Origin of the sequence: Franconibacter sp. IITDAS19 (assembly GCF_023079515.1) — a bacterium.
Taxonomy (GTDB): Bacteria; Pseudomonadota; Gammaproteobacteria; order Enterobacterales; family Enterobacteriaceae; genus Franconibacter; species Franconibacter pulveris.
This window is the reverse complement of sequence record NZ_JALJCP010000001.1, coordinates 923,311-946,310: the sequence shown is the minus strand read 5'-3', so window position 1 is coordinate 946,310 and position 23,000 is coordinate 923,311. Positions and strand designations below refer to the sequence as shown.

The following is a 23,000-nucleotide window of genomic DNA, read 5'->3' as shown; positions in this document are numbered from 1 at the left end:
CCCCTGGCTTTACCATCTTAACGCTGGGCGGCGCGTAAAAAGGCCTGCACCAGCGGCGCGGGACGCCCGGCCAGCGCCGCGCGTTCGTGCTGAAACAGCGTGGCGACGAAGAACGGGTGCGTCACCAGTTCAACTGCGCGAATCTCCCCTTCGCTGTCCCAGCCGGTGACCTTCAGCGGCTGTTGTTCGAGCGCCCCGGCAAACAGCGGCGCAATGCCGTAGTTACAGTGGTAGCCCTCTTCAATTTCCAGTCTGCCGTAAGCTTTCGCGATGAGCGTATTGGGGCGAAGCTCAATGGCGTCGCTTTTTTCCACCAGCGCGCAGGTCAGCGGCGCGATCACCAGCCGCCCTTCGCTGTGCGTTTCCCCATGCGCGGCGTCGTCCCAGCCCATGACGTTACGAGCGTACTCGATAATGGCGTGCTGAAAACCGCCGCAGGTGCCAAGGAGCGGCACGCTGTTTTCGCGGGCGTAGCGGATAGCGTGAAAAGCCCCCTCTTCGTTCTTATAAGGGCTTGCTGGCACTACCCAGATGGCGTCATAGCCAACCAGGTCTTCCGTGCTTGCGACATCCGGCGTGGCGAGCCAGTCGTAGTCGGCGTTCACCTCCAGCACCGCGGCGGCGTCGTCTATCGCCAGCGGGATAGCCTGATGCGCCAGCACGTCGGGGTTATAGTCGCCAACCAGAGCGATACGCAGAGTGGATTTCAGGGGAGAGCTTTCCATGAGGAGTTCCTTATGCAGAGATCGGTGATGCACAACATAAGGAACCTCAGCATACAGATCTGCGCGCAAGCTAACAACACCAAAAAATAGCAGGCTTATCAGGCAGATTGCCGTTTGTGCCCTGACGATGGCGGGGAGTAACATGGCGTGATGAAAAGTCACATTCTGGTAAGCGCCTGCCTGATGGGGTTTTGTGTCCGCTATGACAGTCTCGATAAACCCGTTGTTCTCGACACGCTTTCGCGCAGGCAGGAGGCGAGCGGAGAAAAGGTAAATGATCGTAACAAAGCGAGTGTATGAAGCGCCGGACCCGCAGGACGGCTACCGCGTGCTGGTAGACCGGCTCTGGCCGCGTGGCGTAAAGAAAGCGGCGCTGAAGTGCGATGAATGGTGCAAAACGATCGCCCCTTCAGCCGAACTGCGCAAGGCGTTTCACGCCGAAGCCATTGATTTCGCCGCTTTCCGCGAAGCGTATCGCCGCGAACTTGAGGCTTCGCCAGAGGCGGCCCGGCGGCTTGCCGCCCTCGCCCGCAAGCAGAGGCTGACATTGCTTTATAGCGCGCGGGACGCAACGCAAAATCACGCCCAGGTGCTGGCAGATTTTTTACGCGAACTGGCTTAGTCGCTGCGACAAAAGAATTAGCCTCACGACGTGTTGGCGCTGCCATACTGAGAAAGGTTCGATGGAGGAGAAAGAGATGGCGGCGCGTTGGTGGCAAACCGGACTGGTGGTGCTGGGCGGACTTGTCTGCCTGAATTTATTGCAAAATGGCGTCTCAGCGGGGCTGTTTTTCCTGCTGGCGATGGGCTTGATTTTTCCGCTGGCGGTCTCGATACGCCTGCACCAGCTCACCGAATCGGGACTGGTGCTGATCCCGCTTGAATATCTGGGCAGCCAGAGCGCGCAGGACGGCTCCCGCCAGGCGCGGTTTCGCCGCAGCCTGACTAATCCCTGTTTTTTCAGCCCCGACCGTGCAAGGCAGTTTTTCGCCAGCGCGTTGAGCGTACGGCTCGCGCTTCAGGTGGGCCTTATGGCGATGTTGCTGGTGCAGTCGCGCATGCTGACGCCGTCGCTCGCGCTGCTGAGCGTAGGGCTGGGCGCCGGCTGGCTGCTGTATGGCATGATGCGCTCCTGCGTCAGTCTGCATGCGGTGCTGAACCGCAGCTGGAGCGTGGAGCAGCTGGTTTCCGACAGCCAGAGCGAATGGTATCGCGCCTACCTCTGGTGGCAGAACGCGCGAATGCCGGCGCTGGATACGCTGCTCGGCCTTAGCTGAGGGAAAGCGTCTCTTCTTTCGCCGGGGAAAAATCGCCCTCCAGCGGCATCAAATGTTCGGCGCGCACAAAGGCAAAGCCGTGCTGCCGGTCAAACGCCACCACGTCGCCGGTCACCAGCCACAGCGCCCGCCCGCCCTGTTGCGGCATCTGGGTTGTTACGCCGTTTACGGGATTGATAAAGCGCTCGCCAGGCTGGCACAGCGCAAAAAGCTCAACGGATTTACCGATATTCACCCGCCCGGCGGCGGTGCGCGCGCCAATAATCATGGCAAGCGAGCCCGGTTTTAACTGGAACATTGCTTCACTCACAAGAACAGAAAAAGAACGCGACGATCAGAACATTCCTAAAGGCTCTTGTAAATAATGCGTGCGCCGCAGGCCGCATTTTTTTCTCGCCCGGCGACAAAATTCACTATTTCTCCATTTTTGCAGAGGGTGGCTGTTTTACGCTCAACGGGTTCTGTCGTTGAACCACAGGACGCCATTCTCAAATTTACTGAGTTAACGTTGCCCCGCGCACCCTGCGGGGCATTTTTTTGGCACGCCGCGAAAAGCAACGTTGAGCTTTCAGGCTTTATCCCAGCCCAGCCGCTCACGGATGACGCGCCGGTATGGCGTTTCAAGCTGTGCCGGAACCTGCTCGACATAGGCGCGGGCGTGCTCCCGCACTTCGCCCTGCAGGCTATCAAGATACGCGACAGCCTGTTCCGCCGTCGGGATTTGCCCTTCGTTGTGCCCCACCCGCGGCGGCAGCGCCGTCCAGATAAGCGCATCGATATTGCGCTCGCGCGCCCAGCTGGCAAGCTCACCTGCGCCTTCGTGATGAATGAGCAGCAGACCGGTGCCATCTTTTCGCTCTGGCGGAATGGCCTCCCTTTCTCGCAGCGCGAGAATCGCCTCCTCCTGAGAATTCAACGCAAGCTGCGCCCAAAAAACCTGTACCCGCGGCGCATTCAGGCAGATAGCGGTAGCCAGTTCGCCGCCGTCGCTCATGCGCGAGAACTCCACCGGCAACAGCGGCCCGTCCTGCCGCCACGCTCCCGCCACCGGCAGCGGGCCCGGCTTCCAGATAAGCGATCCCCATCCCAGACAAGCAATATTCATCGGTACCGCTCCTTACGACAAGTCATTAGCGTTCTCTCTATTTATAGCCGCCAGGACGAAGCGCAGAGTAAGAAATGAAAAAACAGGCGACGGCGCGCGCTTTAAAAAAGAGGTTGCATTCCCATCTTTACCTTTGCGATGCGCGCGTTTATAGTGCATTCCCGCTGTATATAAACCCAGTACCAGAGGTTCCCTTAATGTTTGTTGAACTTGTCTATGACAAACGTAACGTTGCCGGTCTGCCCGGCGCCCAGGAGATTATCCTGAACGAGCTGACCCGCCGCGTTCACCGCATATTTCCTGACGCAGACGTGCGCGTAAAGCCGATGCAGACTAACGGCCTGAACTCCGACGCCAGCAAAAATGACCGCGAAAAGCTCAACCGCATGCTGGAAGAGATGTTCGAGGAAGCGGATATGTGGCTGGTGAGCGAGTAATCTGCGCGCTTCGGCTTCTCTTCGCTGATAATCCATGGCGGGCCTCGCTTTGCTCCCGCCTTTGCTGTTTGCCTCTGTTGATTCGCTTCCTGCAATTGCTGTTTCCCCTGCTGATTTGTTTCTCGCGCGGCGAAAAACGTGCGCGGCAAGGCTATTCCTGCCCTTACGGGTTGCAGGGGTTTGTTCTTTAATGGCATAAAAGCGCCTCCTTTGGGTAAACAGAACAAGGAAGCATAAGAATGAGAAAGACAACGCTGATTTTGATTGTGGTGGCGGCTATCGCCTGGGCGGGCGTAGGACTCGGCTGGTGGTAACGGCAGCCTGCCATTTATGGTGGGCAGACAATCCTCACCCGGGCGCTATACTCCAGAGACAAACAAAAAAGACCCCGTGTATTCTCCCGGCCTGGCCGGGTTTTTTTTCGCTGTTGTTGGCCAGGCGTTACGCCTTTTCAAGCGCCGCCTGAATGGCATCTGCAAGCGTCGCTATCTCTGTGGCGACCGACTGCAAATCATATTCGGTTCGCGCGCCGGAGATGCCGTTTCCCGCGCCCACCGAAGATTTAGCGATCTCCAGCGCCGCCGCGACAGCCAGCAGCCGTTTTCTTTGCTCATCAGTGGCTCGTTCGCCGTAATAGTTTTCCAGCATCGTTTTCTCCCGCAGTCTGAAAGCCCTGGGCGTTAACTTACAGCGTCTCGATAAGCGCAAACCTTTCAAAAACCAACTCCATGGCAGGCGCAAACGTCCCTTCACGCTCAAAGAACGCCCGGTGCGCATCCTGCCAGTAACGCAGGCTTAAATCGCCCTCGCCTTCCTGTTGCGCCAGCTCAGCCGTAACATCGCAAAAGCGGATAAGCTGCATAGCGACCGTACGAATTACGCATGCTGGCTGTCGCGCGCCATTGAGCACAATGTGATAGCTTCCCACCCACGGACGAAGTTGCTCCTGCTCAAAGGCAGCCAGTGAGCAGCAGGTCGCCTTTTTCTTACCGGAGATTACCAGTGCTGCCAGCTCATCGGCCATCGTGGCGGAGTCGCCAAACGACCACCAGAAAGCGTGAGGGTATTTCTGGCGCAGCGCGTCCTCTGTCATCTTATTTGTCATTCCCTTTGCCTGAACAAAACGTAAAACGCTCATTAAACCGCAGGCTGGTTGACTATTCACCTACGAAATATAAGGGCGTGAGCTATCGGATGCAGGCGCTCGCCGTCACTCGCGCGGCCGTGGGTTTTAACCGGGTCCTGTTAAGGCACAACACATTCAGGGGCATAAAAAGGTTTACAACGAAAATGAGAATGATTATATTTTGCGTATCGAGTAGTTGAGTGTTTCACTCAGGTATTCGATACGACATTGCTCACATTGCTTCCAGTATTTCTGGCCCGCCTCGTTATCTGTGCGGGCTTTTTTTTAATCTGCCGCCTGAAAGATTGCTCTAAAGCGTTACCGTTAAAAAGGAATGGGGCCGCGCTGGTTCTACCCTTATTAATAACAGGGACAAATAATCACCTGGAGTAATTTAAGGCACAACGGTAAATCGCACTTTCGTCTGAATAAAAGGTCTAATAAAACTCAATCCGCCTTAGCGCATAGCCGTAAAAAACACTGACTTTTCCTGACAAATTTATCCGAAACCGGTTGCAGAATATTTAAGGTGGGTAATTAAGAGATTACGCTCGCAAAATTGCATGTGCGACACGGCAAATAACAACCTAACGCAAATTAACCGGCTTTTTGCCTGTTAAATTGGTTCAAATTCAGCCAGACTAAGAGTTCTGGAATACTTCCTGTATTCCTCCTGACTAAGGTCTCTATGAAATATCTTAATACCGAAACGGTATGCGCCATGACAGGCGTATTGCCGACTACGCTTAAAAACTGGAAGCGTGCAGGTTTAATCACGCGCGCTGAAGATCTTAAGCGCGGATATAGCTGGAGCCAGTACATCAGAATTAACCATATCCTTGTCCTGACTTCTCGCGGCGATACCTTACGCGAAATTTATAATCTGATTTATGCCCCTCGCCGTTATCACCACAGCGGCTGGAGTTATCGGCAGGAAGAGTTGCTGATGCTGCTCAGCTTTGCTGATGATGTCGCGCTGGATAAATATTTACGGCGAATGATGCGTGATTACAGCAGCGAGGATTGCGTAAATTATTTGTTGAAACCACTCAACGTTCTGCTGCATGAAGAGCATTCTCCCGGCAGCGCGTTAAGAAAAGCCTTGTTTCATCGTGCTGTTATGCAGCAGGCGCTGCGCGACATACAGGCAATTGGCAGACAAAAAGCGGCCCCGCTTTTTCTGGAGGCCGTAAGCGTCAACGATGAAACCGAAATCTGGCTGGAAGCCATCCGACTGACGGGGCTCGGCTTCCGTGTCGAAATATCGCCTCAGCCGGCGGCCATGCCTGCTGTCGCGACCCGTCGCTATGAGCATCATTTTATGTGGTGCGGCGCCGGGATTAGCAAAACGATGAAGCGTTATTTTCAGCAACGCCTTGCAGAGGGCGAACCCATTATGCTTTGCGGCCCCGATAAATCCGAGCATGCGTAAAAAACGGGTTATTGCGATACATCGAATGAAAACCGCCTTTGGGCGGTTTCGTTTTTTGCAACCCGCCATTTCTTGTAATGCCCGCTTGCTGGACGTCCCTGCGCGAAAAGCGTAACGTCACATTTTTTAAGATGGCGAGCGAAAGATGATTTCTAAAGCAACGGCGGAGCATTATCACTGGGGAGAACAATGCGACGGCTGGCATCTGCTCAAACGATCGGATATGAGCATTATTCACGAGCGTATGCCGCCCGTGACAAAAGAGGTTCGTCATTATCATTGCCAGTCGCGGCAATTTTTTCTGGTGCTGAGCGGTGAGTTAACCATGGAGCTGGAGGGGGAACTTCATACCCTTAGCGCGCATCAGGGCATTGAAATTCCGCCGCAGGCAAAGCATCAGGCGCAAAATCTCAGCCAACATGCAGTGGAGTTTGTGGTTATTTCCCACCCGACGACGCGTGGCGATCGTATTGATATTGCATAACGGTGCCTGATGGCGCGTCGGCAAATTTTCCTCTCGCCCACGCGCCTGCAAAAAAATACCAACAGGTGGAAGAGAGACAAAGCGCATAGCCGAAAAATTCCACGCCTTCTTCCACCATATTTTTGACCAACCGGTCATACCCTTCCTGCATCAGCTGCTGCCAGAGAAAATGCATGCCGAAAAGACGGGAAAAAACCAGAATGCAGAGCAAGCCGGAAAACATCATGCCGTAGGCGGGATGGCGCATAAAGCGAGCCAGCTGGCGCACCGTATCAACAGGCTTCCTGGCGCAGTAACCGATGCTCAGAAGCGCGGTGAGAAGCGCGAACCAAACCCATGAGCCGTGCCGGATTTGGTCAAAGAGAAAATCCATTTCGCGAATCAGCATACAGCCAAAAAAACCGGCGATCAGCACGGCGCCTTGTCTGATTTCACCTGGGCGGGATCCATAACTGAGAAACAGCATCACCGTAGCCGCCAGCATGAGTTCCTGCACAATTTCAGTGGCGGACATTTCTTTAATCCCATCCTGTAACCAGGCGATATCGATATACAACGCGCTGAGGGTGATAACGACAAGAAAAGCAGAGGCGAAAAACGCGAGAATATTTTTTAAAACAAATGCCATAACTATTCGCAATTAAGTAAATGCTTAATTGTACTGATGTTGCTGCTCAGAGGTTCGCGATAAGTGCGTAATATAGAGCATAACTTTAATAAAATGCTGCTTAATGCCGCTTTTTGCCAAATAATATTATCGTATCGCGGCCATTTTTAGACTCAGCATTAAGCGGTAGCGACAATGCGGGAGCAACCGGCTGGCTTATCTGTCTGCTGGCGGCATCAGCGGGCCGCTCAACACGGTGGCTTCCTGACGGGTGGCAATAAAATCGGAAGCGCCCGTAAAATGCCAGACGCCCCTGATGCGCTCCCCGGTCAAATAATCCAGCGTTTCTTCATCAGCGTACCAGGCAATCAGCTTGGTCCCGGCGTAAAGCACCCAGTAAAATCCCTCTTCCATACTTACCTCCGTTAGCGCAGGTTCTTTTTATCGGCAGTATAGAACTGCGTACAAGCACCGGGACGTGAGCCGGATCGACTCCTGTTCCAGCCATCTAAAAAGGTTCATAAATCCTGGTTTCCCTGGCTGCGTCTGTCCCTCTGCTACACTTAAAACTTACCGAGTAACGTTTCAGGAGGGAAAGATGTTTGGTAAAGCCGACGATAAATTGAAAGAAGTTTCAGGTCTGGCCCAGGAAGCTTACGGGCGCGCAACCAACAGCCATCATGATGAAGCAAAAGGCGCCGCGCGCCGGTATGCAAACCAGGCAAGTTACGCCGTGCGCGATGCGGCTGACACCGTACGCGATCAGGTGACGTCTAACCCGTTAAGCGGCCTGGCCATTGCAGCCGCCGCAGGTGTCGTATTGGGTTACCTGTTGGCGCGTAAATAATTTCTCAGGGCCGCCATGCGGCCCTGCTTCTTTTCCCGTCCCGCTGTCTTCTCTTTTCTTTCTCCCCCGTCAATTCATAAGTTTTTGTTATCTGACGTCTTTCATGAACTCATGCCCTCTTACGTCGTTTTTAAGCGCGAAAAAGATATATTCTACAGCCTGTACCATCACGGTTATCTATTTGTATTTAAAAGAAAAACAAGATAATGGCCGATGCAGATTATTCTTACTTCCCTAAGCGCAATCAGCTTCTATATTTAATCGTGTAGCAACGATGCAGTAGCATTTAACGCTACTTTTACTTTCCTGGAAGAAAAGAAAATCTGGAGGTTTATATGGCCGAACATCGTGGTGGTTCTGGTAACTTCGCAGAAGATCGTCAGAAAGCTTCTGAAGCAGGTAAAAAAGGTGGTCAGCACAGCGGCGGTAACTTCGCTAATGACCGCGAAAAAGCCTCTGAAGCAGGTAAGAAAGGTGGACAGAATAGCCATGGCGGCGGACGTAAGTCTGACTAAGTGCGCTAAATAGCTACCTTTCAGGGAAAGAAAGTGTATAAAGCCTCTTCCTGGATAAAACCTCCAGGGAGAGGCTTTAACGTTATGGGCGCCTGCTTGTTCGATCCCCCTCTTCTCGCCGCCTCATCCATAACTTAATTTGATGCTCGCCATCGTACCGTACGCAAGCGCAGCTATTGTCGCCGCGCCGCGCCGGTCGCTATTGCCGATTATTCGTCCTCTGTACGCTGCGGCTTGCGGTGGTCGTCATGGCTTAGCGTGTCGTCTTCCTCATAAGCGTTGCCTCCCTTCGGCGCCGCCTCGGGCAAGCCTTTGCTCGCCTCGCCTTCCTCTTTACGATGCGTATTGGAATCTTTGTCGACCATATAAACCTCCTGGCATGTTGGAGAAATAAGTGTAGCTGAGAAGCTCGTTTTGCCCGCTAACGGGGCCTGGTAAAAAAGCCAGGCATCGCCTGGCTTGCGCAGTTATTCTGGCGCGTTGCCGCTGCCCTGCTGCGAAGGCCACTTCCAGCCGCGCACCTCCGGCAAGTCTTCGCCATATTCCCGAACATAACGATGGTGAGCGGCTATCTTTTCCTGCAACTCATCCAGGATCTCATCCGCCTGCCCCTGTAATTTGTCAACGCGCAGAATTGCTGCCTGGGCCAGATGGAAGCGGTCGAGCTCGTTCATCACGGTCATATCGAAAGGCGTGGTGGTCGTGCCTTCCTCCATAAAGCCGCGAACGTGGAAGTTGCGATGGTTATTGCGCAGGTAAGTCAGGCGGTGGATAAGGCTCGGGTAGCCGTGAAAAGCGAAAATAACCGGTTTATCTTTGGTAAAGATGGCATCAAACGCTTCCTGGCTCAGGCCGTGCGGATGCTGCTCCTGGGTCTGTAGCGCCATCAAATCCACCACGTTAACCACCCGTACGCTCAGGTCCGGCAGATAATGACGCAGCAAATCGACGGCGGCCAGCGTCTCCATGGTCGGCACATCACCTGCGCAGGCCATCACCACGTCCGGCTCTTTGCCTTGCTGCTCATTGCCCGCCCAGGGCCAGACGCCAAGCCCCACTTCACAGTGCTTCACCGCCTCTTCCATGGTCAGCCACTGCGGCTCAGGCTGCTTGCCGGCCACGATGACGTTAATGCGGTCCCAGGTTTTCAGGCAGTGGTCCGCCACCCACAGCAGCGTGTTAGCGTCGGGCGGCAGATAAATGCGCACAATATCCGCTTTCTTATTCGCGACATGATCCATAAAGCCCGGATCCTGATGGCTATAGCCGTTATGGTCCTGTCGCCAGACATGGGAGGAGAGCAGATAGTTAAGGGAAGAGACGGGCTCACGCCACGGCAGCTTGCGGGTCACCTTCAGCCATTTGGCGTGCTGGTTGAACATCGAATCGACAATATGGATAAAGGCTTCGTAGCAGTTAAACAGGCCGTGACGGCCCGTTAACAGATAGCCTTCGAGCCAGCCCTGACACTGGTGCTCGCTCAAAATTTCCATGACGCGGCCATCCGGCGCCAGCTGCTCGTCGTAAGGCTCAACCGGCTCCTGCCAGGTGCGGTTGGTCACTTCAAACACGTTGCTGAGGCGGTTGGAGGCAGTTTCATCCGGGCCGAAGAGGCGGAAGTTATCCTGGTTGCGCGTGAAGATATCGCGCAGGTAACTGCCCAGCACTTCGGTAGACTGCACCTGCGGCTCGCCCCGGGTCGTCACCTCCACGGCATAATCGCTGATAGCCGGGGTTTGCAGCTCGCGCCGCAGCCTGCCGCCATTGGCATAGGGCGTTGCGCCCATGCGTTTATCGCCCTCTGGCGCCAGCGCCCGCAGCTCAGGCTTAAGCCTACCCTGCTCGTCAAAAAGATCTTCGGGGTGATAGCTGCGCATCCACGTTTCCAGGATCTGGCGATGTTCGTCGTTCTCCCGGCAGGAGGCGACAGGCACCTGATGCGCGCGCCAGAAACCCTCCACTTTTTTGCCATCGACCGTTTGCGGTCCCGTCCAGCCTTTAGGGCTGCGCAGAATGATCATCGGCCAGCGCGGGATAGCCTGCGCCTCGCCGCCGCTGCGCGCCTGTTGCTGATAGCGGCGGATGTTGTCCAGCGCCTGGTCCAGCGTCTGCGCCATCTGCCGATGCATTTTTTCCGGCTCGTTGCCGCTGACGAAAAACGGCTCGTAGCCATAGCCGCTGAAGAGTTGTTGCAGGTCGTCGTCGCTGGCGCGTCCGAGCAGGGTGGGATTGGCTATTTTGTAACCATTAAGGTGCAAAATGGGCAGCACCGCGCCGTCGCGCGCGGCATTGAGGAACTTAATGCCATGCCAGCCTGAAGCCAGCGGCCCGGTCTCGGCTTCGCCGTCGCCGATAACACAGGCGGCAATCAGATCCGGATAGTCAAATACCGCGCCAAAGGCGTGCGAAAGCGAATAGCCTAATTCGCCGCCTTCATTAATGGAGCCCGGGGTTTCCGGCGCTGCGTGGCTTGGGATGCCGCCGGGAAAGGAGAACTGCTTAAAAAGCTTTTGCATGCCCGCGGCATCTTCGCTGATGTGCGGGTAGATCTCGCTATAACTGCCTTCAAGCCAGGTGTTCGCCACCATTCCCGGCCCACCGTGACCGGGTCCGCAGATGTAAATCATATCAAGAGAGCGGTGGCGAATGACCCGGTTGAGGTGCGCATAGATAAAGTTAAGCCCCGGCGTAGTGCCCCAGTGGCCGAGCAGGCGGGGCTTGATGTGCTCGGGACGCAGCGGCTCGCGCAGCAGGGGGTTATCCATCAGGTAGATTTGCCCAACGGACAGATAATTGGCGGCACGCCAGTAACGGTCGAGCAACTGCAGTTCTTCATTAGCGGCTGACGGTGAAGATGGTTGCGTCATGCTTTCCCTCCGGTAGTGGTTATGCAGACGAGGGGCGCTCGCCCCTGCGCATTTAAATACTGCTTTAACCCTACTAGAAGAATGGCGGACTGGCGAAAAAATGGCGGCGATTCAACGGAGCGGATAAAACGTTCTCTTTTGCACGCTGCTGCGCAAGGGCGTCTGCCTGCGTGGCGAAGCGTCGCTAAAGGGGTCCGCCGGCGAGGACTCGAACCTCGTACCCCCTGCTCAGTTGACAGTTACTCTTACCTGGTGAGCTACCGGCGGAATAAATTTACCATTTCGGAATTAAGCATCATTAATCGATTTAATCATCACGCAAATAATCCGCTAACCCACTGTCGTTATAACGTTAACAGGGGGCTGGTTAATGAACAGATTGACTTCATATCGATAAGCATGTCTTAAGAAACAGCAAAGCGCAAATAGCCGCACTACTTTTTATTTTACCCCCGCCTGAAACTGTACATGAAATTATAATGCGTACAGGATTGCGCTTATTTATTGGTCAACGGTAAAGAAAAGCAAAAAAAAACCCGCCTGAGCAGGCGGGCAATATCAGGAATAACTCTAAACAAGAGAGGAAAACCGACAAATTAAACATAGAGAGTTACGCCAGATATTCAATACTTAACTCAAATTAATGTGTCGAATATTAATTTAATTAACCATTTTTACATTTTATTGCTTTCTACTAATGCATTTCTACTCCTCAGGGAGTAGTTTTGCTGCTTCATGGCGTATCGCACCCGATCCTCTACAGCGCCAATCCCGCACCGTCATTTCTGGCTGGTTTGCCCGCAGGCGAAAACAGGCGGCGACCGGCAGATGGCGTAACGGGCAGGCAACGTCTGCTGTCAGGTGTATTTGCTGGTGGGCTACTCTTTTGTACCGCCTTTTATTTTTTTCTCTATTAATGCGCCGTTTAGGATATGTTGAAATAAATGCATGCTAAAAAGGGTATTATCGGCGCGGGGATTTCGACGAAAATAAAAACGCCATCGCGAATGTGTTATTTTCATGCACGCCTTCATGCAAAACCACACGTAAAACCCGCCACATTCACAATGAAACCTAAAATTTAGTAATCCATTGTTTTCGCTGAGTTAAAAAAAGAAAATGATTTAATCATCTTTGCCTGCCCGACCATTATAGCTATTTCTAAATAAACCCTAAACGGCCCCGCGGATTATTTACGGCTTCTGTTAAGCTATTAAATGGCTGTCCTTATAATCATCGCAAACCCAGAACGAGATGATTATTTTGACTGACAGCAACCTGCCTTTTGCCTGCGCGCCGCAGCCGGGCGAGCACCTCATTACCGCGCTCGTCACCGGGAAATGTATCCCCGGCCCTGTATGGAGCAAATGGGATTACCGACTAAAATTTTTGCTTCGCTCCCTGCTCTTCTACCCCTCTACGCGCCGGATGCTTTCCGGCCTCGCGCAGCGGGCCGATTTTGGGCAACTGCTCCAGTCGCAAATTACGCTGCCTGGCAAAACACACCGTCTTTATCTTGTTCGCGGTTTGTCGGCGGGCCAGCGGGCTGATGCTATTGTCAGCCATTACCAGTTTCTCAGCACATTGCCGGCGTCTCTCGCCAGCGCGTTTACGGCAATGTCAGAGACACCGCTGCTGCAATTCCCGGGCAAAGAAGAAACCGCCTTCACTCTTAGCGCCTCCTGCGCCAGAAAGGCGGAGCGCGAAGGCGAATGCACGCTCTGGCTACGCGATGCAAACCAGACCCTGCTTGCCAGCCTGACGTTCAGCGTCACGCGTCGGCAAAAGCAGTGGCAACTGGTTATCGGCGGCTTACAAGGGCCGCGCCGCAACGTTGCACATGAAATGATTAAACAAGCGACGCGCGCCTGCTATGGTTTGTTTCCTAAACGGCTGCTGCTGGAATTTCTCTGGCAACTGGCGGCGCTTACGGATATCCGCGCCATCTATGGCGTCAGCAACAACGGGCATGTGTTTCGCGCGCTGCGTTACCGGTTCAGCAAAGGCCGCCATTTCCATGCCAGCTACGACGAATTCTGGGAATCGGTGGAAAGCGTGCGTGAAGGCGCGTTTCGCTGGCGTCTGCCGCTGCAACTGGAGCGAAAAACGCTGGAGAGCATTCCCAGCAAAAAACGCGCGGAGTACCGTCGCCGCTTTCAGTTGCTGGATAGTATGAGCGCGCAGTTAAGCGCTCGGTTTGTTTCACGCGCCTGATAACGACAAGGCGTTCTCCAGCTTTGTCCTTCAAGCAAAGGGCCAGTTTCAACGGCCTGCTTCAGGCGGCGCGTCTTCCTGGGCGCTTTCATAAAGTAAATACTGACGTAACCATCTTCCCGCCACCCCGGGCGGCGTTCGCTTGTTCCATAACAGGTCAATGGATAACGCCCGCGGCCAGCCTGGCACCGGCAGCGTGACCAGGCTACCAGGCGCGGCGAATTCCGCCACCAGCGCGCAGGGCAAGGTGCACCAGCCAAAGCCTTGTACCGCCATGCTGAGCAGCATCAGATAGTTTGGCGCCGACCATACCGGCCCGCGGCAGAGGTTGTCAGGCCTTTCGAGATAGGTATTCAGCTGCAGTTCGCGCCAGGCATGAAGTTCATCAAAGGTAATTTGCCTGCGCTGCGCCAGCGGATGGCGCGCAGCGACATAGATAGCCATATGGGTCTGGCGCGGCAGGCGGCTAAAGCCGATGTCGACCGGATAACTCTCCCTTGCCTCAATTAAGCCTGTTTGCGCGCGCCCTTTCTGCAGCAGATCGATAACGTCCTCATCTTCCCCAATCAGACACTCGAATTCGGTATGGGGAAAGGCGCTGTCGAAACGGGCGAGTAAGTTTTCCAGTACTTTTGGATCGAGGGTGTCGGAAAGCACGAACGACAGGCGCGGTTCCGTCTCGCCGGCTAAGGAGATAGCCAGCTCGTCCAGCCTTTCGCTGGCGGCAAGAATCGCCTGAACGTAGCCAAATACCTGATGGCCTTGCTCGGTCAGCACCGGTTGCCTGGCAGAACGGTCAAACAGCGTCACGCCAAGGTCTGCCTCCAGATTGGCGATGGCTGTACTGATAGTGGACTGACTTTTACGCAGCCTTCGCGCCGCCGCAGAAAACGACCCGGCGGCAACCGTTTCTACAAAGGCGGTCAGAGCTTCAGGGGAGTAACGCATGAAGTATCGCTTTTATCGATGGATCCTATCTTTAAGTTATCATCATCATCGATAAAATCGGAACCCTTGTTGATTAATCCTACACGAAAAGGCGAACGAAAATGCAAACTTCCGAACCTGAAAAGCGCGCCCTTGCGGAGCGCGTATTCCATGCCGTCTGCTTTGAAGGCATCGCCACACTCATTCTTGCTCCCACCGCCGCCTGGCTGATGGGACGCAAGGTTATGGAAATGGGCGGGCTGACCGTTTTGCTGGCTACTGCCGCCATGATCTGGAACGTTATTTATAACGCGATATTCGACAGACTCTGGCCGGCGCACCGGGTCGCCCGCACGGCAAAAGTGCGCGCGCTGCATGCGGCAGGCTTTGAGTGCGGGTTTATCGTGATTGGCGTATCCATCGCCGCCGGTTTCCTGGGTATTTCCCTGACAGAAGCGTTCCTGCTGGAGATAGGTTTCATTCTCTTCTTCCTGCCCTACGCCATGCTTTATAACTGGGTATACGACATCCTGCGGGCGCGGCTGATGCAACGTCGCAGAAACAGAAGCCGCAAAGACGCGACCGCATGAACGAAAATGAAGCGCAGAAATGTCCTTTTTATTCACCGCAATCGTCCTTTGTAATCAGAACACAGCAGGTGAAAGGCAACGGGGTGAGCGATGTAAAGACAAGGATGTCAACCGGCGCCCAGGCTCCCCGCACAATCATTTCACTTATTTCACAGCCGGATTAATGAAAAGACTGCCGTTTCATTCAGGCGAAGGGTAAGTGCAGGATAAACAAGTACTGCGCAATGAGAGCGTTTCCTCTGCTTCATTTAAATGCAACGCGGATCCTGTTTAAGACTTACTGATATTGCCTCTGACATTGAAAGGGTTAGTATGTCTAAAAAACAGGAGGCAGTGATGAAAAATGTAATTATTAGTATGATTGCAAAGATCTCCAAAATGGATGCGGAAGCCAAATTACTCACAGCACAAGTTGAAGCTCAATCCCTGCTCCTCAGCGCCATGCTTTTAACGTTGGGAAAACAGGGCGGCACCGACGAGATGATTGAAAGCGTAAAAAAAGCAATTAACGCAGCCCTGGACTCCTCAGACAGCCCCCTTAAAACAGACGCAGAACTTCTGCTCACCCAGTTTAATGAATTGCTGTCCATAACCACGCTGCTGGATACAAAAGACCCCGAAATAAACCTTGAAGCGCTGCAAGAAATTCCTTCCTTACCGGGTGACAATAAAAGCTCTTAAATAACTCGCCATGCCTTTAAATTACCTCTGCTGATTTATGCCTGATGTTTTATCACTAAACACGCTTGCTTATACTTACGCTTACAGCTAACACTCATCTCAGGGGCGCTCATAATTATGCCTGAGGATGCATATTATCCTGCTGCCGTTAACGTTATGTCTGGAGGAACGGGATGCTGTGGCTCATCACTAAATATGCAATTACGGCAGGGCTTGTGGTTTTAATCTCTGAGGTTGCTAAACGCAGCGATCGCCTCGGCGGCCTCATCGCTGCGCTGCCGCTGGTCACGGTTCTGGTCCTTGTCTGGATGAAACTTGAAGGGCAAAGCCAGCTAAAAATTGCCAACCATGCCTGGTACACGTTCTGGTATGTGGTGCCAACCCTACCCATGTTTATTCTGTTTCCTTTTCTTTACCAGCGGCTTGGGTTTTGGCTTACCCTGGCGGCCAGTTGTGCGACGACCATGCTGGTATTTATCGGCTGGGCAGCCTTGCTGAAAAGGTTTGGCATACACTTGCTATAAGCGCTGAGTTTTTTTGCCTCTATTGATTGGAGACATACGAACTTATTTATCGTGACGGTCATAAAAAAACCGCCCGTAGGCGGTTGGTATCATTTTTTTTCCAGAGATTCTGCTATCCGTCGCAAGTACTCATTGTTTTTAAATGTCACCATGATGCACTCAAAAAAGATACGGGCGAAGACAGCCATAATCAGCAACATGATACCGGCGGCGTTAAATCCACGAGTAAAAAAGGTTAATACCGCTGCAATCACTAAGAATGCAAGCGTGATTATGTAAAGCGCACTGATAATTCTTGGGGTTATTAACTTATCAAAACTAAACATTCTGAAATCATCCTGATTTTAAAAAGAAAACATCGTATTGCTTCACGCCTGATCCTACAACCCTCAATTCCGGGGATTCACAAACGCGGAATAATATGTTTTGTCCGGTCTTATTATCCATGCGTGGAAAAAATATAAATGCGCACAACACGTTGATACAAAAGCATCCTAAAATAAATTTCCTGCGCTGAAGTAGCGTCTACGCCTGGCCGGAAACCCTTTTTTAATGACAAATAATGGCTCCAGGCCTGTTCTGGCGTTCCGCCAGTGGCCCAACAAAAGGGCTAATTTTCGATAATTAATGCACCGTATGATACCCGGCTTGCCGACGGCACTGACTCAGCCTTAGCGCGTGATGAGAGTGGCAGCAAGCAACACGGTCATAAAAAAAGCCAGCCCGTTGAGAGCTGGCGATTAACACACATGCAGCTTTATTCCGTGCCGGAAACCATTCGATAGACCACAGCTGGTTGTAGTGGTCCGCATGCAACAGGAGACAAACTCGTGCCGATGCGTTCTGATACACGGGTTTTACCAGATTGCAGAATTATTAGCCTGATTTGGCTAATGTCAATCCTCAGCAACGGCGAAAAAGCATCCTGGTGACGATTCGTTTATAAAGAATGCCCGCCTGCGGTCAACGATAAACGAAGGAGCAACGCTATCCCCGGGCCCTTTTTCGAATGCAAGTAAAAAACCACCTCCAGAGGAGGTGGCTTTAAAGTGAGCCCCCTGAAAGGGGGCCGCTGCTAACCGGTTGATTAGTTCTGTAGTAACTCCATCTGCATGTCGAGTTCCTGTTCCTTTTTGTCCTGATGCCTCACATATCGCCGGATAATCTCTTCGTTCACACCAACCGTATCCACAAAGTATCCTCGCGCCCAGAAATGATTGCCCCACAACTTCTTTCTTATGTGCGGGAACCTGTTATAGAGCCTTATTGCACTGCGCCCTTTCAGAACACCCATGAGCGTTGAAATAGAGAGTTTGGGCGGTACGATAACCACCAGATGAACATGGTCAGGCTGAATATTCAGTTCCAGCACTTCGCAGTCCTTGATGTTGCACAGAATATAGATTGTCCGGTACAACTCCTTACCAATCTTGTCCGTCAGGATCTTGAAACGATACTTGGGTGTCCAGACGATATGATATTTGCAGCGCCAGAATACATGTGATGAACTTCTGTAAAGGCCCATGTTGGTTTTTCCCTCTTACTTGTGGTGAGTAAGGAGAAATATTCCGGCATGGGCTTTCTTCAGGCTATAGCCTTACAGGGACAATCACCACCTCCTCAGGAGGTGGTTTAGGGCTGACAATAAAAAACGGGAGCGCAGTGGCTCCCGTTCTTCGTTAACCCGCCAGGCGGATTACATGTTCGCGATGATCGCGTCGCCAAACTCTGAGCATTTCAGCAGCTTAGCGCCTTCCATCAGGCGTTCGAAGTCATAGGTCACGGTCTTGTTGTTGATAGCGCCTTCCATACCTTTCACGATAAGGTCAGCCGCTTCGAACCATTCCATATGACGCAGCATCATTTCTGCGGAGAGAATGATGGAGCCCGGGTTCACTTTGTCCTGGCCTGCGTATTTCGGCGCGGTGCCATGGGTTGCTTCAAACAGCGCGCATTCGTCGCCAATGTTCGCGCCCGGCGCGATGCCGATGCCGCCAACCTGCGCCGCCAGGGCGTCGGAGATGTAGTCGCCGTTGAGGTTCATACAGGCGATAACGTCATACTCCGCCGGACGCAGCAGGATCTGCTGCAGGAAGGCGTCGGCGATAACGTCTTTCACCACAATCTCTTTGCCGGTGTTCGGGTTCTTGATTTTCACCCACGGGCCGCCGTCGATAAGCTCGCCGCCGAACTCTTCGCGAGCCAGCTGGTAGCCCCAGTCTTTGAAGGCGCCTTCGGTGAACTTCATGATGTTGCCTTTGTGCACCAGGGTAACGGAATCGCGATCGTTGGTGATAGCGTATTCAATCGCCGCGCGCACCAGGCGCTTGGTGCCTTCTTCGGAGCACGGCTTGATGCCGATGCCGCAATGTTCCGGGAAGCGAATTTTCTTCACGCCCATCTCATCACGCAGGAATTTGATAACTTTGTCCGCTTCAGCGCTGTCCGCTTTCCACTCGATGCCCGCGTAAATGTCTTCAGAGTTTTCACGGAAGATAACCATATCGGTCAGTTCCGGGTGTTTTACCGGGCTCGGGGTGCCCTGGTAGTAGCGCACCGGACGCAGGCAAACGTACAGATCCAGCTCCTGGCGCAGCGCCACGTTCAGAGAGCGGATGCCGCCACCGACCGGCGTGGTCAGCGGGCCTTTGATCGCTACGCGATATTCACGAATCAGATCGAGAGTTTCCTGCGGCAGCCAGACATCCTGGCCATAAACTTTGGTCGATTTCTCACCGGTGTAAATTTCCATCCAGGAAATTTTACGCTCGCCCTTGTAAGCCTTCTCAACCGCGGCGTCCACGACTTTCAGCATGGCCGGCGTCACGTCCACACCGATGCCATCCCCTTCGATAAAAGGAATAATCGGGTTATTGGGAACATTCAGCTTGCCGTTTTGCGCTGTGATCTTTTGACCTTCCGCCGGAACAACTACTTTGCTTTCCATTCACCTCTCCTTCGAGCGCTTCTGGTTGTGACTCATTTTGTTAATGATTTGTAATAGGCGTGTCAATACTAACTCAATGTCGTGCCCCATGCCACGCTATTGTGATTCAGCTATAATGCGGCAATCCATAACATCTGAAAATAGTATGCAAAAAACTTCTTCGAAAAATCACCAGCTTAAGCGTTTCAGCACACGTCAACGCGCTCGACAGCGCCCGTCTGAAGGGCCGAAGCGCCTGATTCTCTTTAACAAGCCCTACGATGTGCTGCCGCAGTTTACCGATGAGGCGGGCCGGCAAACGCTGAAAGATTTCATTCCCGTGCCAGGCGTATATGCCGCAGGCCGCCTCGATCGCGACAGCGAAGGGTTACTGGTGTTGACCAACGACGGTGCCCTGCAGGCAACGCTCACGCAGCCTGGCAAACGCACCGGCAAAATCTATTACGTGCAGGTGGAAGGCGAGCCGACCGATGAAGCGCTGAGCGCCCTCAGAAACGGCGTCACGCTCAACGATGGCCCTACCCTGCCCGCTGGCGTGGAGCTTGTCGACGCGCCACACTGGCTGTGGCCGCGCAACCCGCCGATACGCGAACGTAAGTCAATTCCCACATCGTGGCTTAAAATCACCCTTTACGAGGGGCGCAACCGGCAGGTCCGCCGGATGACCGCCCATGTCGGTTTTCCCACGCTGCGCCTGATCCGTTATGCGATGGGCGAATATACCCTGGATAACCTTGCCAACGGCGACTGGCGCGAAGTCGTGCTCTGAAAAATGGCGCTCTGAAAAAGGAAACGCGAATGTTTAAACCGCATGTTACGGTCGCCTGCATTGTGCACGCGAAGGGCAAATTTCTTGTTGTTGAGGAAACCATTAACGGCAAAGCGCTGTGGAACCAGCCGGCAGGCCATCTGGAAGCGGATGAAACGCTGCAGGAAGCGGCGCGCCGCGAGCTGTGGGAAGAGACGGGCATTACAGCCGAACCGCAGCATTTTTTACGTCTGCATCAGTGGCTCGCGCCGGATAATACGCCGTTCCTGCGTTTTCTCTTCAGCATTGAGCTTGAGGATTGCGTGCCGACACAGCCGCACGACAGCGATATTGACTGCTGCCGCTGGGTCAGCGCCGATGAGATCCTGAACGCGGATAATTTGCGCTCGCCGCTGGTGGCGGAAAGCATCCGCACCTGGCAGCGCGGCGAGCGTTATCCGCTGTCGCTGATTGGCGCCTTTAACTGGCCGTTTCACTGAGCGCACGTTATCTCGCCCCGCCCGGGGCGTTAAACACCGTTTCGTCCACTTTTTTATTTCTTTCGGAAATATTTAACGCCAGCTAAACGTGCTGCGTACCAGCGCTACAATCAGCACGTTCGTTCATCACGCGACCATCCCCTGTATTTGCCTGCTGCTTTGCCCGCTAAACGCCTCTTTATTACGCCACCCACCGCCGCTTTGCCGCTGCTAAAGGACAAAAAACAGCCGCCGATAGAACGGTAACAGGGAGGCGTTTATTGATAAGGAATGGCAATGACTTGATAAAGGTTTACCCTGAGGAGCCGTGATGGCCAGAGAATATGTTTTCAGGAAAATGAGTACCCGGGCGCAGATGTTGTTGACAGGCGCCTTAACCATCACGCTGGGCTTTGTGATGACTATCGGGGTACTGAGCTGGCAATCCAGTGCTGAGCAAAAATCGCTGGCGGAAAGTTATTTACAGCAGATAGCCCGCAGCGAAGCGCTTAAAATCCAGCAGGAGCTCAACTACGCCCGCGATGTGGCGCATAACCTCGGCCACAGCATCGCGGCGCTGCCCCGCGCCGGTATCACCGACCGCAACGTTGCCAACACACTGCTGGAATCCGCGCTGCGCGATAACCCTGACTACCTCTCCGTGTCAGTAATTTTTGAAGAAAACGCCTTTGACGGGCGCGATGCGGATTTCGCCGACAAGCCAGGTCAGGCGCCAAAAGGCCGCTACGCCTTCTTTGTGGATCACGACCAGGCGGGCCATTATCAATTTCATCCTCTGCTCTCCTACTCAACGCCTGGCCAGGGGGATTATTACCTGATCCCGCAAAAAACGCAGAAGGATACCCTGATTGAACCCTACAGCTACGCCTATAACGGCGTGCCAACGCTGCTCACGTCGGTCGCGGCGCCGATTATGGTCGAAGGTAAATTACAGGCGGTGGTGACGTCCGATATTTCGCTGGCCTCGTTACAGCAACGAGTGAATCAGATTAAGCCGTGGGAAGGCGGCGGCTACGCCGTGCTGCTCTCAACTGCCGGTAAGGTTATCTCCTATCCCGATAAAAAGCTCACCAGCAAACCGTTTCCCGGCGATACCGCAGGTTTTAGCGCGAAAGTCGCCGAGCAGCGCGATCCTGTCCTTGGCGAAGATGCGTTAGTCACCTGGCAGCCGGTGAGCATCGGCAACAGCACCGATAACTGGTATCTGGGCGTCGTGGCGCCGGTAAGCCAGGTAATGGCCGCCGCCAACCAGCAGCTACGAAACGCCATTATCCTGATGGTGGTGAGCATTCTGCTGGTGAGCGCGCTGCTGGGGATAGTCTTCAGCCGTAAAGTGCTTAAACCGCTCGGCGGCGAACCACGGGAAGCGGCCACCATCGCCCTGGCGGTGGCGGAAGGCAAACTTGATAACGCTATCGAAGTAAAAGCTGGCGATAGCGGCAGCCTGTTCTTTGCGCTGCACACCATGCAGGCGCAGCTGCGCCAGATGGTCGGGCAAATCAAAGCGGCCAGCAATTCGGTGCGCGAAGGCGCGGGCGAGATTGTCAGCGGCAACATTAATCTCTCCTCCCGCACCGAGCAGCAGGCGTCGGCGCTGGAGCAGACCGCCGCCAGCATGGAGCAGATCAGCGCCACCGTGAAGCACAACGCCGATAACGCGCATCAGGCTACGGCGTTGACGGCTAACGCCACCCAAATAGCCAGCCGGGGCGAAGCGCTGGTAGGCCAGGTCGTGCAGACCATGGCGCAGATAGACGACAGCGCGAAGAAAATCGGCGATATCACCACCATGATCAACAGCATCGCGTTTCAGACCAATATCCTCGCGCTTAACGCGGCGGTGGAAGCGGCGCGCGCCGGCGAACAGGGCCGCGGCTTCGCCGTGGTGGCCTCGGAAGTGCGCAATCTCGCGCAGCGCAGCGCCAGCGCGGTGAAAGAGATAGCCGCACTTATTGAAGAGTCCAGCCAGCGTGTGGAAAACGGCGTTCAGCTGGTTAACGACGCGGGCAAAACTATGCAGGAGATGACGCAGGCGGTGCATTCGGTGCAGACCATTATTGGCGAAATCGTCAGCGCCTCGGATGAGCAGTCTAAAGGCATAAGCCAGGTGACCATCGCCGTCAATGAAATGGATGGCGTCACCCAGCAAAACGCCGCGCTGGTGCAACAGATGGCGGCAGCGGCCAGCTCGCTTGAAGAACAGGCTCAGCAACTCGCGCAAACCGTCGAACAGTTCACGCTCGACGAACGCTTCGCGTAATACGACGCGGGGCCTTTTTCAGGCCCCCGTCCCCTTCCCGTCTCTTCACGCCTCTGCCGCCGCGCTATTCGCAATTATTGCCGCTAAGGGCTTTAATTTGGCCTGCGCGGGCACGGCGGTGCGCGCAGGGGGTGTCTGCGCGGTCAGTGCGTGCTAGAATACGCCGCCTTTGTTTTAAGTCGTGAGT

27 protein-coding genes and 1 tRNA gene are annotated in these 23,000 nt (G+C 54.0%); 14 read left to right on the top strand and 14 right to left on the bottom strand.

The genetic code is table 11. The features are described 5' to 3' along the window. Positions 1–17: 17 nt before the first annotated feature. On the bottom strand, positions 18–725 hold the full coding sequence (locus tag MT962_RS04645) for a CTP synthase (RefSeq protein ID WP_247364764.1): 708 nt from the start codon (positions 723–725) through the stop codon (positions 18–20). Positions 726–999: 274 nt separating this feature from the next. Between MT962_RS04645 and MT962_RS04640 the strand changes: the two genes are divergently transcribed. Together MT962_RS04640 and MT962_RS04635 are read left to right on the top strand one after the other, a co-directional pair. Then, entirely contained in the window at positions 1,000–1,347 is a 348-nt protein-coding gene (locus MT962_RS04640; protein WP_247364762.1) for a DUF488 family protein, read from the top strand. A gap of 76 nt (positions 1,348–1,423) precedes the next feature. Continuing rightward, positions 1,424–2,002 (top strand): hypothetical protein, encoded by a 579-nt coding sequence (locus tag MT962_RS04635; protein WP_247364760.1) that lies wholly within the window; start codon positions 1,424–1,426, stop codon positions 2,000–2,002. Here MT962_RS04635 and MT962_RS04630 read toward each other — a convergent pair. Together MT962_RS04630 and MT962_RS04625 are read right to left on the bottom strand one after the other, a co-directional pair. Further along, positions 1,995–2,300, bottom strand: coding sequence for a hypothetical protein (locus MT962_RS04630; protein WP_024558021.1), 306 nt, complete (start codon positions 2,298–2,300; stop codon positions 1,995–1,997). The two genes, MT962_RS04635 and MT962_RS04630, sit on opposite strands and share 8 nt — an antisense overlap. 270 nt (positions 2,301–2,570) lie before the next feature. Beyond that, a complete protein-coding gene (locus MT962_RS04625) occupies positions 2,571–3,107 on the bottom strand; it encodes a hypothetical protein (protein WP_024559590.1) in 537 nt (178 codons plus the stop codon). Between the two features lie 197 nt (positions 3,108–3,304). Here MT962_RS04625 and MT962_RS04620 point away from each other — a divergent pair, with 197 nt between their 5' ends. After that, the gene (locus MT962_RS04620) at positions 3,305–3,544 is read left to right on the top strand and encodes a DinI family protein (protein ID WP_024551786.1); all 240 of its coding nucleotides are present in this window, start codon (positions 3,305–3,307) and stop codon (positions 3,542–3,544) included. Between the two features lie 441 nt (positions 3,545–3,985). Here MT962_RS04620 and MT962_RS04615 read toward each other — a convergent pair whose 3' ends face one another. Both MT962_RS04615 and MT962_RS04610 read right to left on the bottom strand, forming a co-directional pair. Further along, positions 3,986–4,192, bottom strand: coding sequence for a hypothetical protein (locus MT962_RS04615; protein WP_024558019.1), 207 nt, complete (start codon positions 4,190–4,192; stop codon positions 3,986–3,988). Between the two features lie 37 nt (positions 4,193–4,229). After that, entirely contained in the window at positions 4,230–4,637 is a 408-nt protein-coding gene (locus MT962_RS04610) for an ASCH domain-containing protein (RefSeq protein WP_024558018.1), read from the bottom strand. A 973-nt stretch (positions 4,638–5,610) separates the two neighbouring features. Between MT962_RS04610 and MT962_RS04605 the strand changes: the two genes are divergently transcribed. Together MT962_RS04605 and MT962_RS04600 are read left to right on the top strand one after the other, a co-directional pair. Further along, positions 5,611–6,102 (top strand): hypothetical protein, encoded by a 492-nt coding sequence (locus MT962_RS04605; protein ID WP_247364757.1) that lies wholly within the window; start codon positions 5,611–5,613, stop codon positions 6,100–6,102. Positions 6,103–6,247: 145 nt separating this feature from the next. After that, positions 6,248–6,586: a cupin domain-containing protein gene (locus MT962_RS04600; protein WP_024558016.1), complete on the top strand. Its 339-nt coding sequence runs from the start codon at positions 6,248–6,250 to the stop codon at positions 6,584–6,586. On the opposite strand, the gene MT962_RS04595 is transcribed toward MT962_RS04600, so the two are convergent. Together MT962_RS04595 and MT962_RS04590 are read right to left on the bottom strand one after the other, a co-directional pair. After that, positions 6,540–7,214, bottom strand: coding sequence for a hypothetical protein (locus MT962_RS04595; RefSeq protein ID WP_247364754.1), 675 nt, complete (start codon positions 7,212–7,214; stop codon positions 6,540–6,542). The genes MT962_RS04600 and MT962_RS04595 overlap by 47 nt on opposite strands. Before the next feature lie 195 nt (positions 7,215–7,409). Further along, positions 7,410–7,607 (bottom strand): hypothetical protein, encoded by a 198-nt coding sequence (locus tag MT962_RS04590; protein WP_024558014.1) that lies wholly within the window; start codon positions 7,605–7,607, stop codon positions 7,410–7,412. A gap of 184 nt (positions 7,608–7,791) precedes the next feature. Here MT962_RS04590 and MT962_RS04585 point away from each other — a divergent pair, with 184 nt between their 5' ends. Together MT962_RS04585 and MT962_RS04580 are read left to right on the top strand one after the other, a co-directional pair. Further along, positions 7,792–8,040 (top strand): DUF883 family protein, encoded by a 249-nt coding sequence (locus tag MT962_RS04585; protein WP_024558013.1) that lies wholly within the window; start codon positions 7,792–7,794, stop codon positions 8,038–8,040. Positions 8,041–8,375: 335 nt separating this feature from the next. Beyond that, on the top strand, positions 8,376–8,555 hold the full coding sequence (locus MT962_RS04580) for a general stress protein (RefSeq protein ID WP_024558012.1): 180 nt from the start codon (positions 8,376–8,378) through the stop codon (positions 8,553–8,555). 209 nt (positions 8,556–8,764) lie between these two features. On the opposite strand, the gene MT962_RS04575 is transcribed toward MT962_RS04580, so the two are convergent. From MT962_RS04575 to MT962_RS04565, 3 genes are all read right to left on the bottom strand, one after another. Further along, positions 8,765–8,920: a hypothetical protein gene (locus MT962_RS04575; RefSeq protein ID WP_167541496.1), complete on the bottom strand. Its 156-nt coding sequence runs from the start codon at positions 8,918–8,920 to the stop codon at positions 8,765–8,767. Between the two features lie 102 nt (positions 8,921–9,022). Continuing rightward, positions 9,023–11,422 carry a phosphoketolase family protein gene (locus MT962_RS04570; RefSeq protein WP_247364751.1) on the bottom strand — a complete coding sequence of 800 codons (2,400 nt, stop codon included), beginning with the start codon at positions 11,420–11,422 and terminating at the stop codon, positions 9,023–9,025. A 193-nt stretch (positions 11,423–11,615) separates the two neighbouring features. Continuing rightward, a tRNA-Ser gene (locus MT962_RS04565) sits at positions 11,616–11,689 on the bottom strand. Between the two features lie 987 nt (positions 11,690–12,676). Between MT962_RS04565 and MT962_RS04560 the strand changes: the two genes are divergently transcribed. Continuing rightward, positions 12,677–13,636 carry a VirK/YbjX family protein gene (locus MT962_RS04560; RefSeq protein WP_247364748.1) on the top strand — a complete coding sequence of 320 codons (960 nt, stop codon included), beginning with the start codon at positions 12,677–12,679 and terminating at the stop codon, positions 13,634–13,636. Positions 13,637–13,684: 48 nt separating this feature from the next. Here the strand turns inward: MT962_RS04560 and MT962_RS04555 are convergent, their stop codons facing one another. Further along, positions 13,685–14,584: a LysR family transcriptional regulator gene (locus tag MT962_RS04555; RefSeq protein ID WP_024558009.1), complete on the bottom strand. Its 900-nt coding sequence runs from the start codon at positions 14,582–14,584 to the stop codon at positions 13,685–13,687. 101 nt (positions 14,585–14,685) lie between these two features. On the opposite strand from MT962_RS04555, the gene MT962_RS04550 reads away from it, so the two are divergent. The 3 genes from MT962_RS04550 (at position 14,686) to MT962_RS04540 (ending at position 16,358) form a co-directional block, all read left to right on the top strand. Then, positions 14,686–15,153 carry a multidrug/biocide efflux PACE transporter gene (locus MT962_RS04550; RefSeq protein ID WP_247364744.1) on the top strand — a complete coding sequence of 156 codons (468 nt, stop codon included), beginning with the start codon at positions 14,686–14,688 and terminating at the stop codon, positions 15,151–15,153. A 336-nt stretch (positions 15,154–15,489) separates the two neighbouring features. After that, complete coding sequence (iraP, locus tag MT962_RS04545; protein ID WP_024558007.1) at positions 15,490–15,834, top strand: anti-adapter protein IraP; 345 nt, start codon at positions 15,490–15,492, stop codon at positions 15,832–15,834. Between the two features lie 173 nt (positions 15,835–16,007). Beyond that, positions 16,008–16,358, top strand: a complete 351-nt coding sequence (locus MT962_RS04540) for a DUF3147 family protein (RefSeq protein ID WP_024558006.1) — start codon at positions 16,008–16,010, stop codon at positions 16,356–16,358. A gap of 89 nt (positions 16,359–16,447) precedes the next feature. On the opposite strand, the gene MT962_RS04535 is transcribed toward MT962_RS04540, so the two are convergent. The 3 genes from MT962_RS04535 to icd all read right to left on the bottom strand — a co-directional run bounded on the left by MT962_RS04535 (position 16,448) and on the right by icd (position 19,305). Next, positions 16,448–16,684 carry a DUF4282 domain-containing protein gene (locus MT962_RS04535; RefSeq protein ID WP_024558005.1) on the bottom strand — a complete coding sequence of 79 codons (237 nt, stop codon included), beginning with the start codon at positions 16,682–16,684 and terminating at the stop codon, positions 16,448–16,450. A gap of 761 nt (positions 16,685–17,445) precedes the next feature. Continuing rightward, positions 17,446–17,883: an IS200/IS605 family transposase gene (tnpA, locus tag MT962_RS04530; protein ID WP_024560873.1), complete on the bottom strand. Its 438-nt coding sequence runs from the start codon at positions 17,881–17,883 to the stop codon at positions 17,446–17,448. A gap of 171 nt (positions 17,884–18,054) precedes the next feature. Beyond that, the gene (gene icd / locus MT962_RS04525) at positions 18,055–19,305 is read right to left on the bottom strand and encodes an NADP-dependent isocitrate dehydrogenase (protein ID WP_024555883.1); all 1,251 of its coding nucleotides are present in this window, start codon (positions 19,303–19,305) and stop codon (positions 18,055–18,057) included. Between the two features lie 115 nt (positions 19,306–19,420). Here icd and rluE point away from each other — a divergent pair, with 115 nt between their 5' ends. The 3 genes from rluE to MT962_RS04510 all read left to right on the top strand — a co-directional run bounded on the left by rluE (position 19,421) and on the right by MT962_RS04510 (position 22,813). Further along, complete coding sequence (gene rluE / locus MT962_RS04520) at positions 19,421–20,074, top strand: 23S rRNA pseudouridine(2457) synthase RluE (RefSeq protein ID WP_071788420.1); 654 nt, start codon at positions 19,421–19,423, stop codon at positions 20,072–20,074. 29 nt (positions 20,075–20,103) lie between these two features. After that, positions 20,104–20,553, top strand: a complete 450-nt coding sequence (locus MT962_RS04515; RefSeq protein ID WP_024555885.1) for an NUDIX hydrolase — start codon at positions 20,104–20,106, stop codon at positions 20,551–20,553. Between the two features lie 310 nt (positions 20,554–20,863). Beyond that, positions 20,864–22,813 (top strand): methyl-accepting chemotaxis protein, encoded by a 1,950-nt coding sequence (locus MT962_RS04510; RefSeq protein ID WP_247364738.1) that lies wholly within the window; start codon positions 20,864–20,866, stop codon positions 22,811–22,813. The last annotated feature ends 187 nt before the right edge of the window (positions 22,814–23,000 follow it).

What these genes read in the sequence shown, in the direction of transcription:
- MT962_RS04515 (WP_024555885.1), top strand. Translation starts at nt 20,104, where the DNA reads ATGTTTAAACCGCATGTTACGGTCGCCTGCATTGTGCACGCGAAGGGC.
- MT962_RS04535 (WP_024558005.1), bottom strand. Translation starts at nt 16,684, where the DNA reads ATGTTTAGTTTTGATAAGTTAATAACCCCAAGAATTATCAGTGCGCTT.
- MT962_RS04635 (WP_247364760.1), top strand. Translation starts at nt 1,424, where the DNA reads ATGGCGGCGCGTTGGTGGCAAACCGGACTGGTGGTGCTGGGCGGACTT.
- MT962_RS04615 (WP_024558019.1), bottom strand. Translation starts at nt 4,192, where the DNA reads ATGCTGGAAAACTATTACGGCGAACGAGCCACTGATGAGCAAAGAAAA.
- MT962_RS04600 (WP_024558016.1), top strand. Translation starts at nt 6,248, where the DNA reads ATGATTTCTAAAGCAACGGCGGAGCATTATCACTGGGGAGAACAATGC.
- iraP (WP_024558007.1), top strand. Translation starts at nt 15,490, where the DNA reads ATGAAAAATGTAATTATTAGTATGATTGCAAAGATCTCCAAAATGGAT.
- MT962_RS04620 (WP_024551786.1), top strand. Translation starts at nt 3,305, where the DNA reads ATGTTTGTTGAACTTGTCTATGACAAACGTAACGTTGCCGGTCTGCCC.
- MT962_RS04560 (WP_247364748.1), top strand. Translation starts at nt 12,677, where the DNA reads ATGATTATTTTGACTGACAGCAACCTGCCTTTTGCCTGCGCGCCGCAG.
- MT962_RS04610 (WP_024558018.1), bottom strand. Translation starts at nt 4,637, where the DNA reads ATGACAGAGGACGCGCTGCGCCAGAAATACCCTCACGCTTTCTGGTGG.
- MT962_RS04630 (WP_024558021.1), bottom strand. Translation starts at nt 2,300, where the DNA reads ATGTTCCAGTTAAAACCGGGCTCGCTTGCCATGATTATTGGCGCGCGC.
- MT962_RS04585 (WP_024558013.1), top strand. Translation starts at nt 7,792, where the DNA reads ATGTTTGGTAAAGCCGACGATAAATTGAAAGAAGTTTCAGGTCTGGCC.
- MT962_RS04555 (WP_024558009.1), bottom strand. Translation starts at nt 14,584, where the DNA reads ATGCGTTACTCCCCTGAAGCTCTGACCGCCTTTGTAGAAACGGTTGCC.
- rluE (WP_071788420.1), top strand. Translation starts at nt 19,421, where the DNA reads ATGCGGCAATCCATAACATCTGAAAATAGTATGCAAAAAACTTCTTCG.
- icd (WP_024555883.1), bottom strand. Translation starts at nt 19,305, where the DNA reads ATGGAAAGCAAAGTAGTTGTTCCGGCGGAAGGTCAAAAGATCACAGCG.
- MT962_RS04645 (WP_247364764.1), bottom strand. Translation starts at nt 725, where the DNA reads ATGGAAAGCTCTCCCCTGAAATCCACTCTGCGTATCGCTCTGGTTGGC.
- MT962_RS04575 (WP_167541496.1), bottom strand. Translation starts at nt 8,920, where the DNA reads ATGGTCGACAAAGATTCCAATACGCATCGTAAAGAGGAAGGCGAGGCG.
- tnpA (WP_024560873.1), bottom strand. Translation starts at nt 17,883, where the DNA reads ATGGGCCTTTACAGAAGTTCATCACATGTATTCTGGCGCTGCAAATAT.
- MT962_RS04595 (WP_247364754.1), bottom strand. Translation starts at nt 7,214, where the DNA reads ATGGCATTTGTTTTAAAAAATATTCTCGCGTTTTTCGCCTCTGCTTTT.
- MT962_RS04625 (WP_024559590.1), bottom strand. Translation starts at nt 3,107, where the DNA reads ATGAATATTGCTTGTCTGGGATGGGGATCGCTTATCTGGAAGCCGGGC.
- MT962_RS04550 (WP_247364744.1), top strand. Translation starts at nt 14,686, where the DNA reads ATGCAAACTTCCGAACCTGAAAAGCGCGCCCTTGCGGAGCGCGTATTC.
- MT962_RS04510 (WP_247364738.1), top strand. Translation starts at nt 20,864, where the DNA reads ATGGCCAGAGAATATGTTTTCAGGAAAATGAGTACCCGGGCGCAGATG.
- MT962_RS04570 (WP_247364751.1), bottom strand. Translation starts at nt 11,422, where the DNA reads ATGACGCAACCATCTTCACCGTCAGCCGCTAATGAAGAACTGCAGTTG.
- MT962_RS04580 (WP_024558012.1), top strand. Translation starts at nt 8,376, where the DNA reads ATGGCCGAACATCGTGGTGGTTCTGGTAACTTCGCAGAAGATCGTCAG.
- MT962_RS04540 (WP_024558006.1), top strand. Translation starts at nt 16,008, where the DNA reads ATGCTGTGGCTCATCACTAAATATGCAATTACGGCAGGGCTTGTGGTT.
- MT962_RS04640 (WP_247364762.1), top strand. Translation starts at nt 1,000, where the DNA reads ATGATCGTAACAAAGCGAGTGTATGAAGCGCCGGACCCGCAGGACGGC.
- MT962_RS04590 (WP_024558014.1), bottom strand. Translation starts at nt 7,607, where the DNA reads ATGGAAGAGGGATTTTACTGGGTGCTTTACGCCGGGACCAAGCTGATT.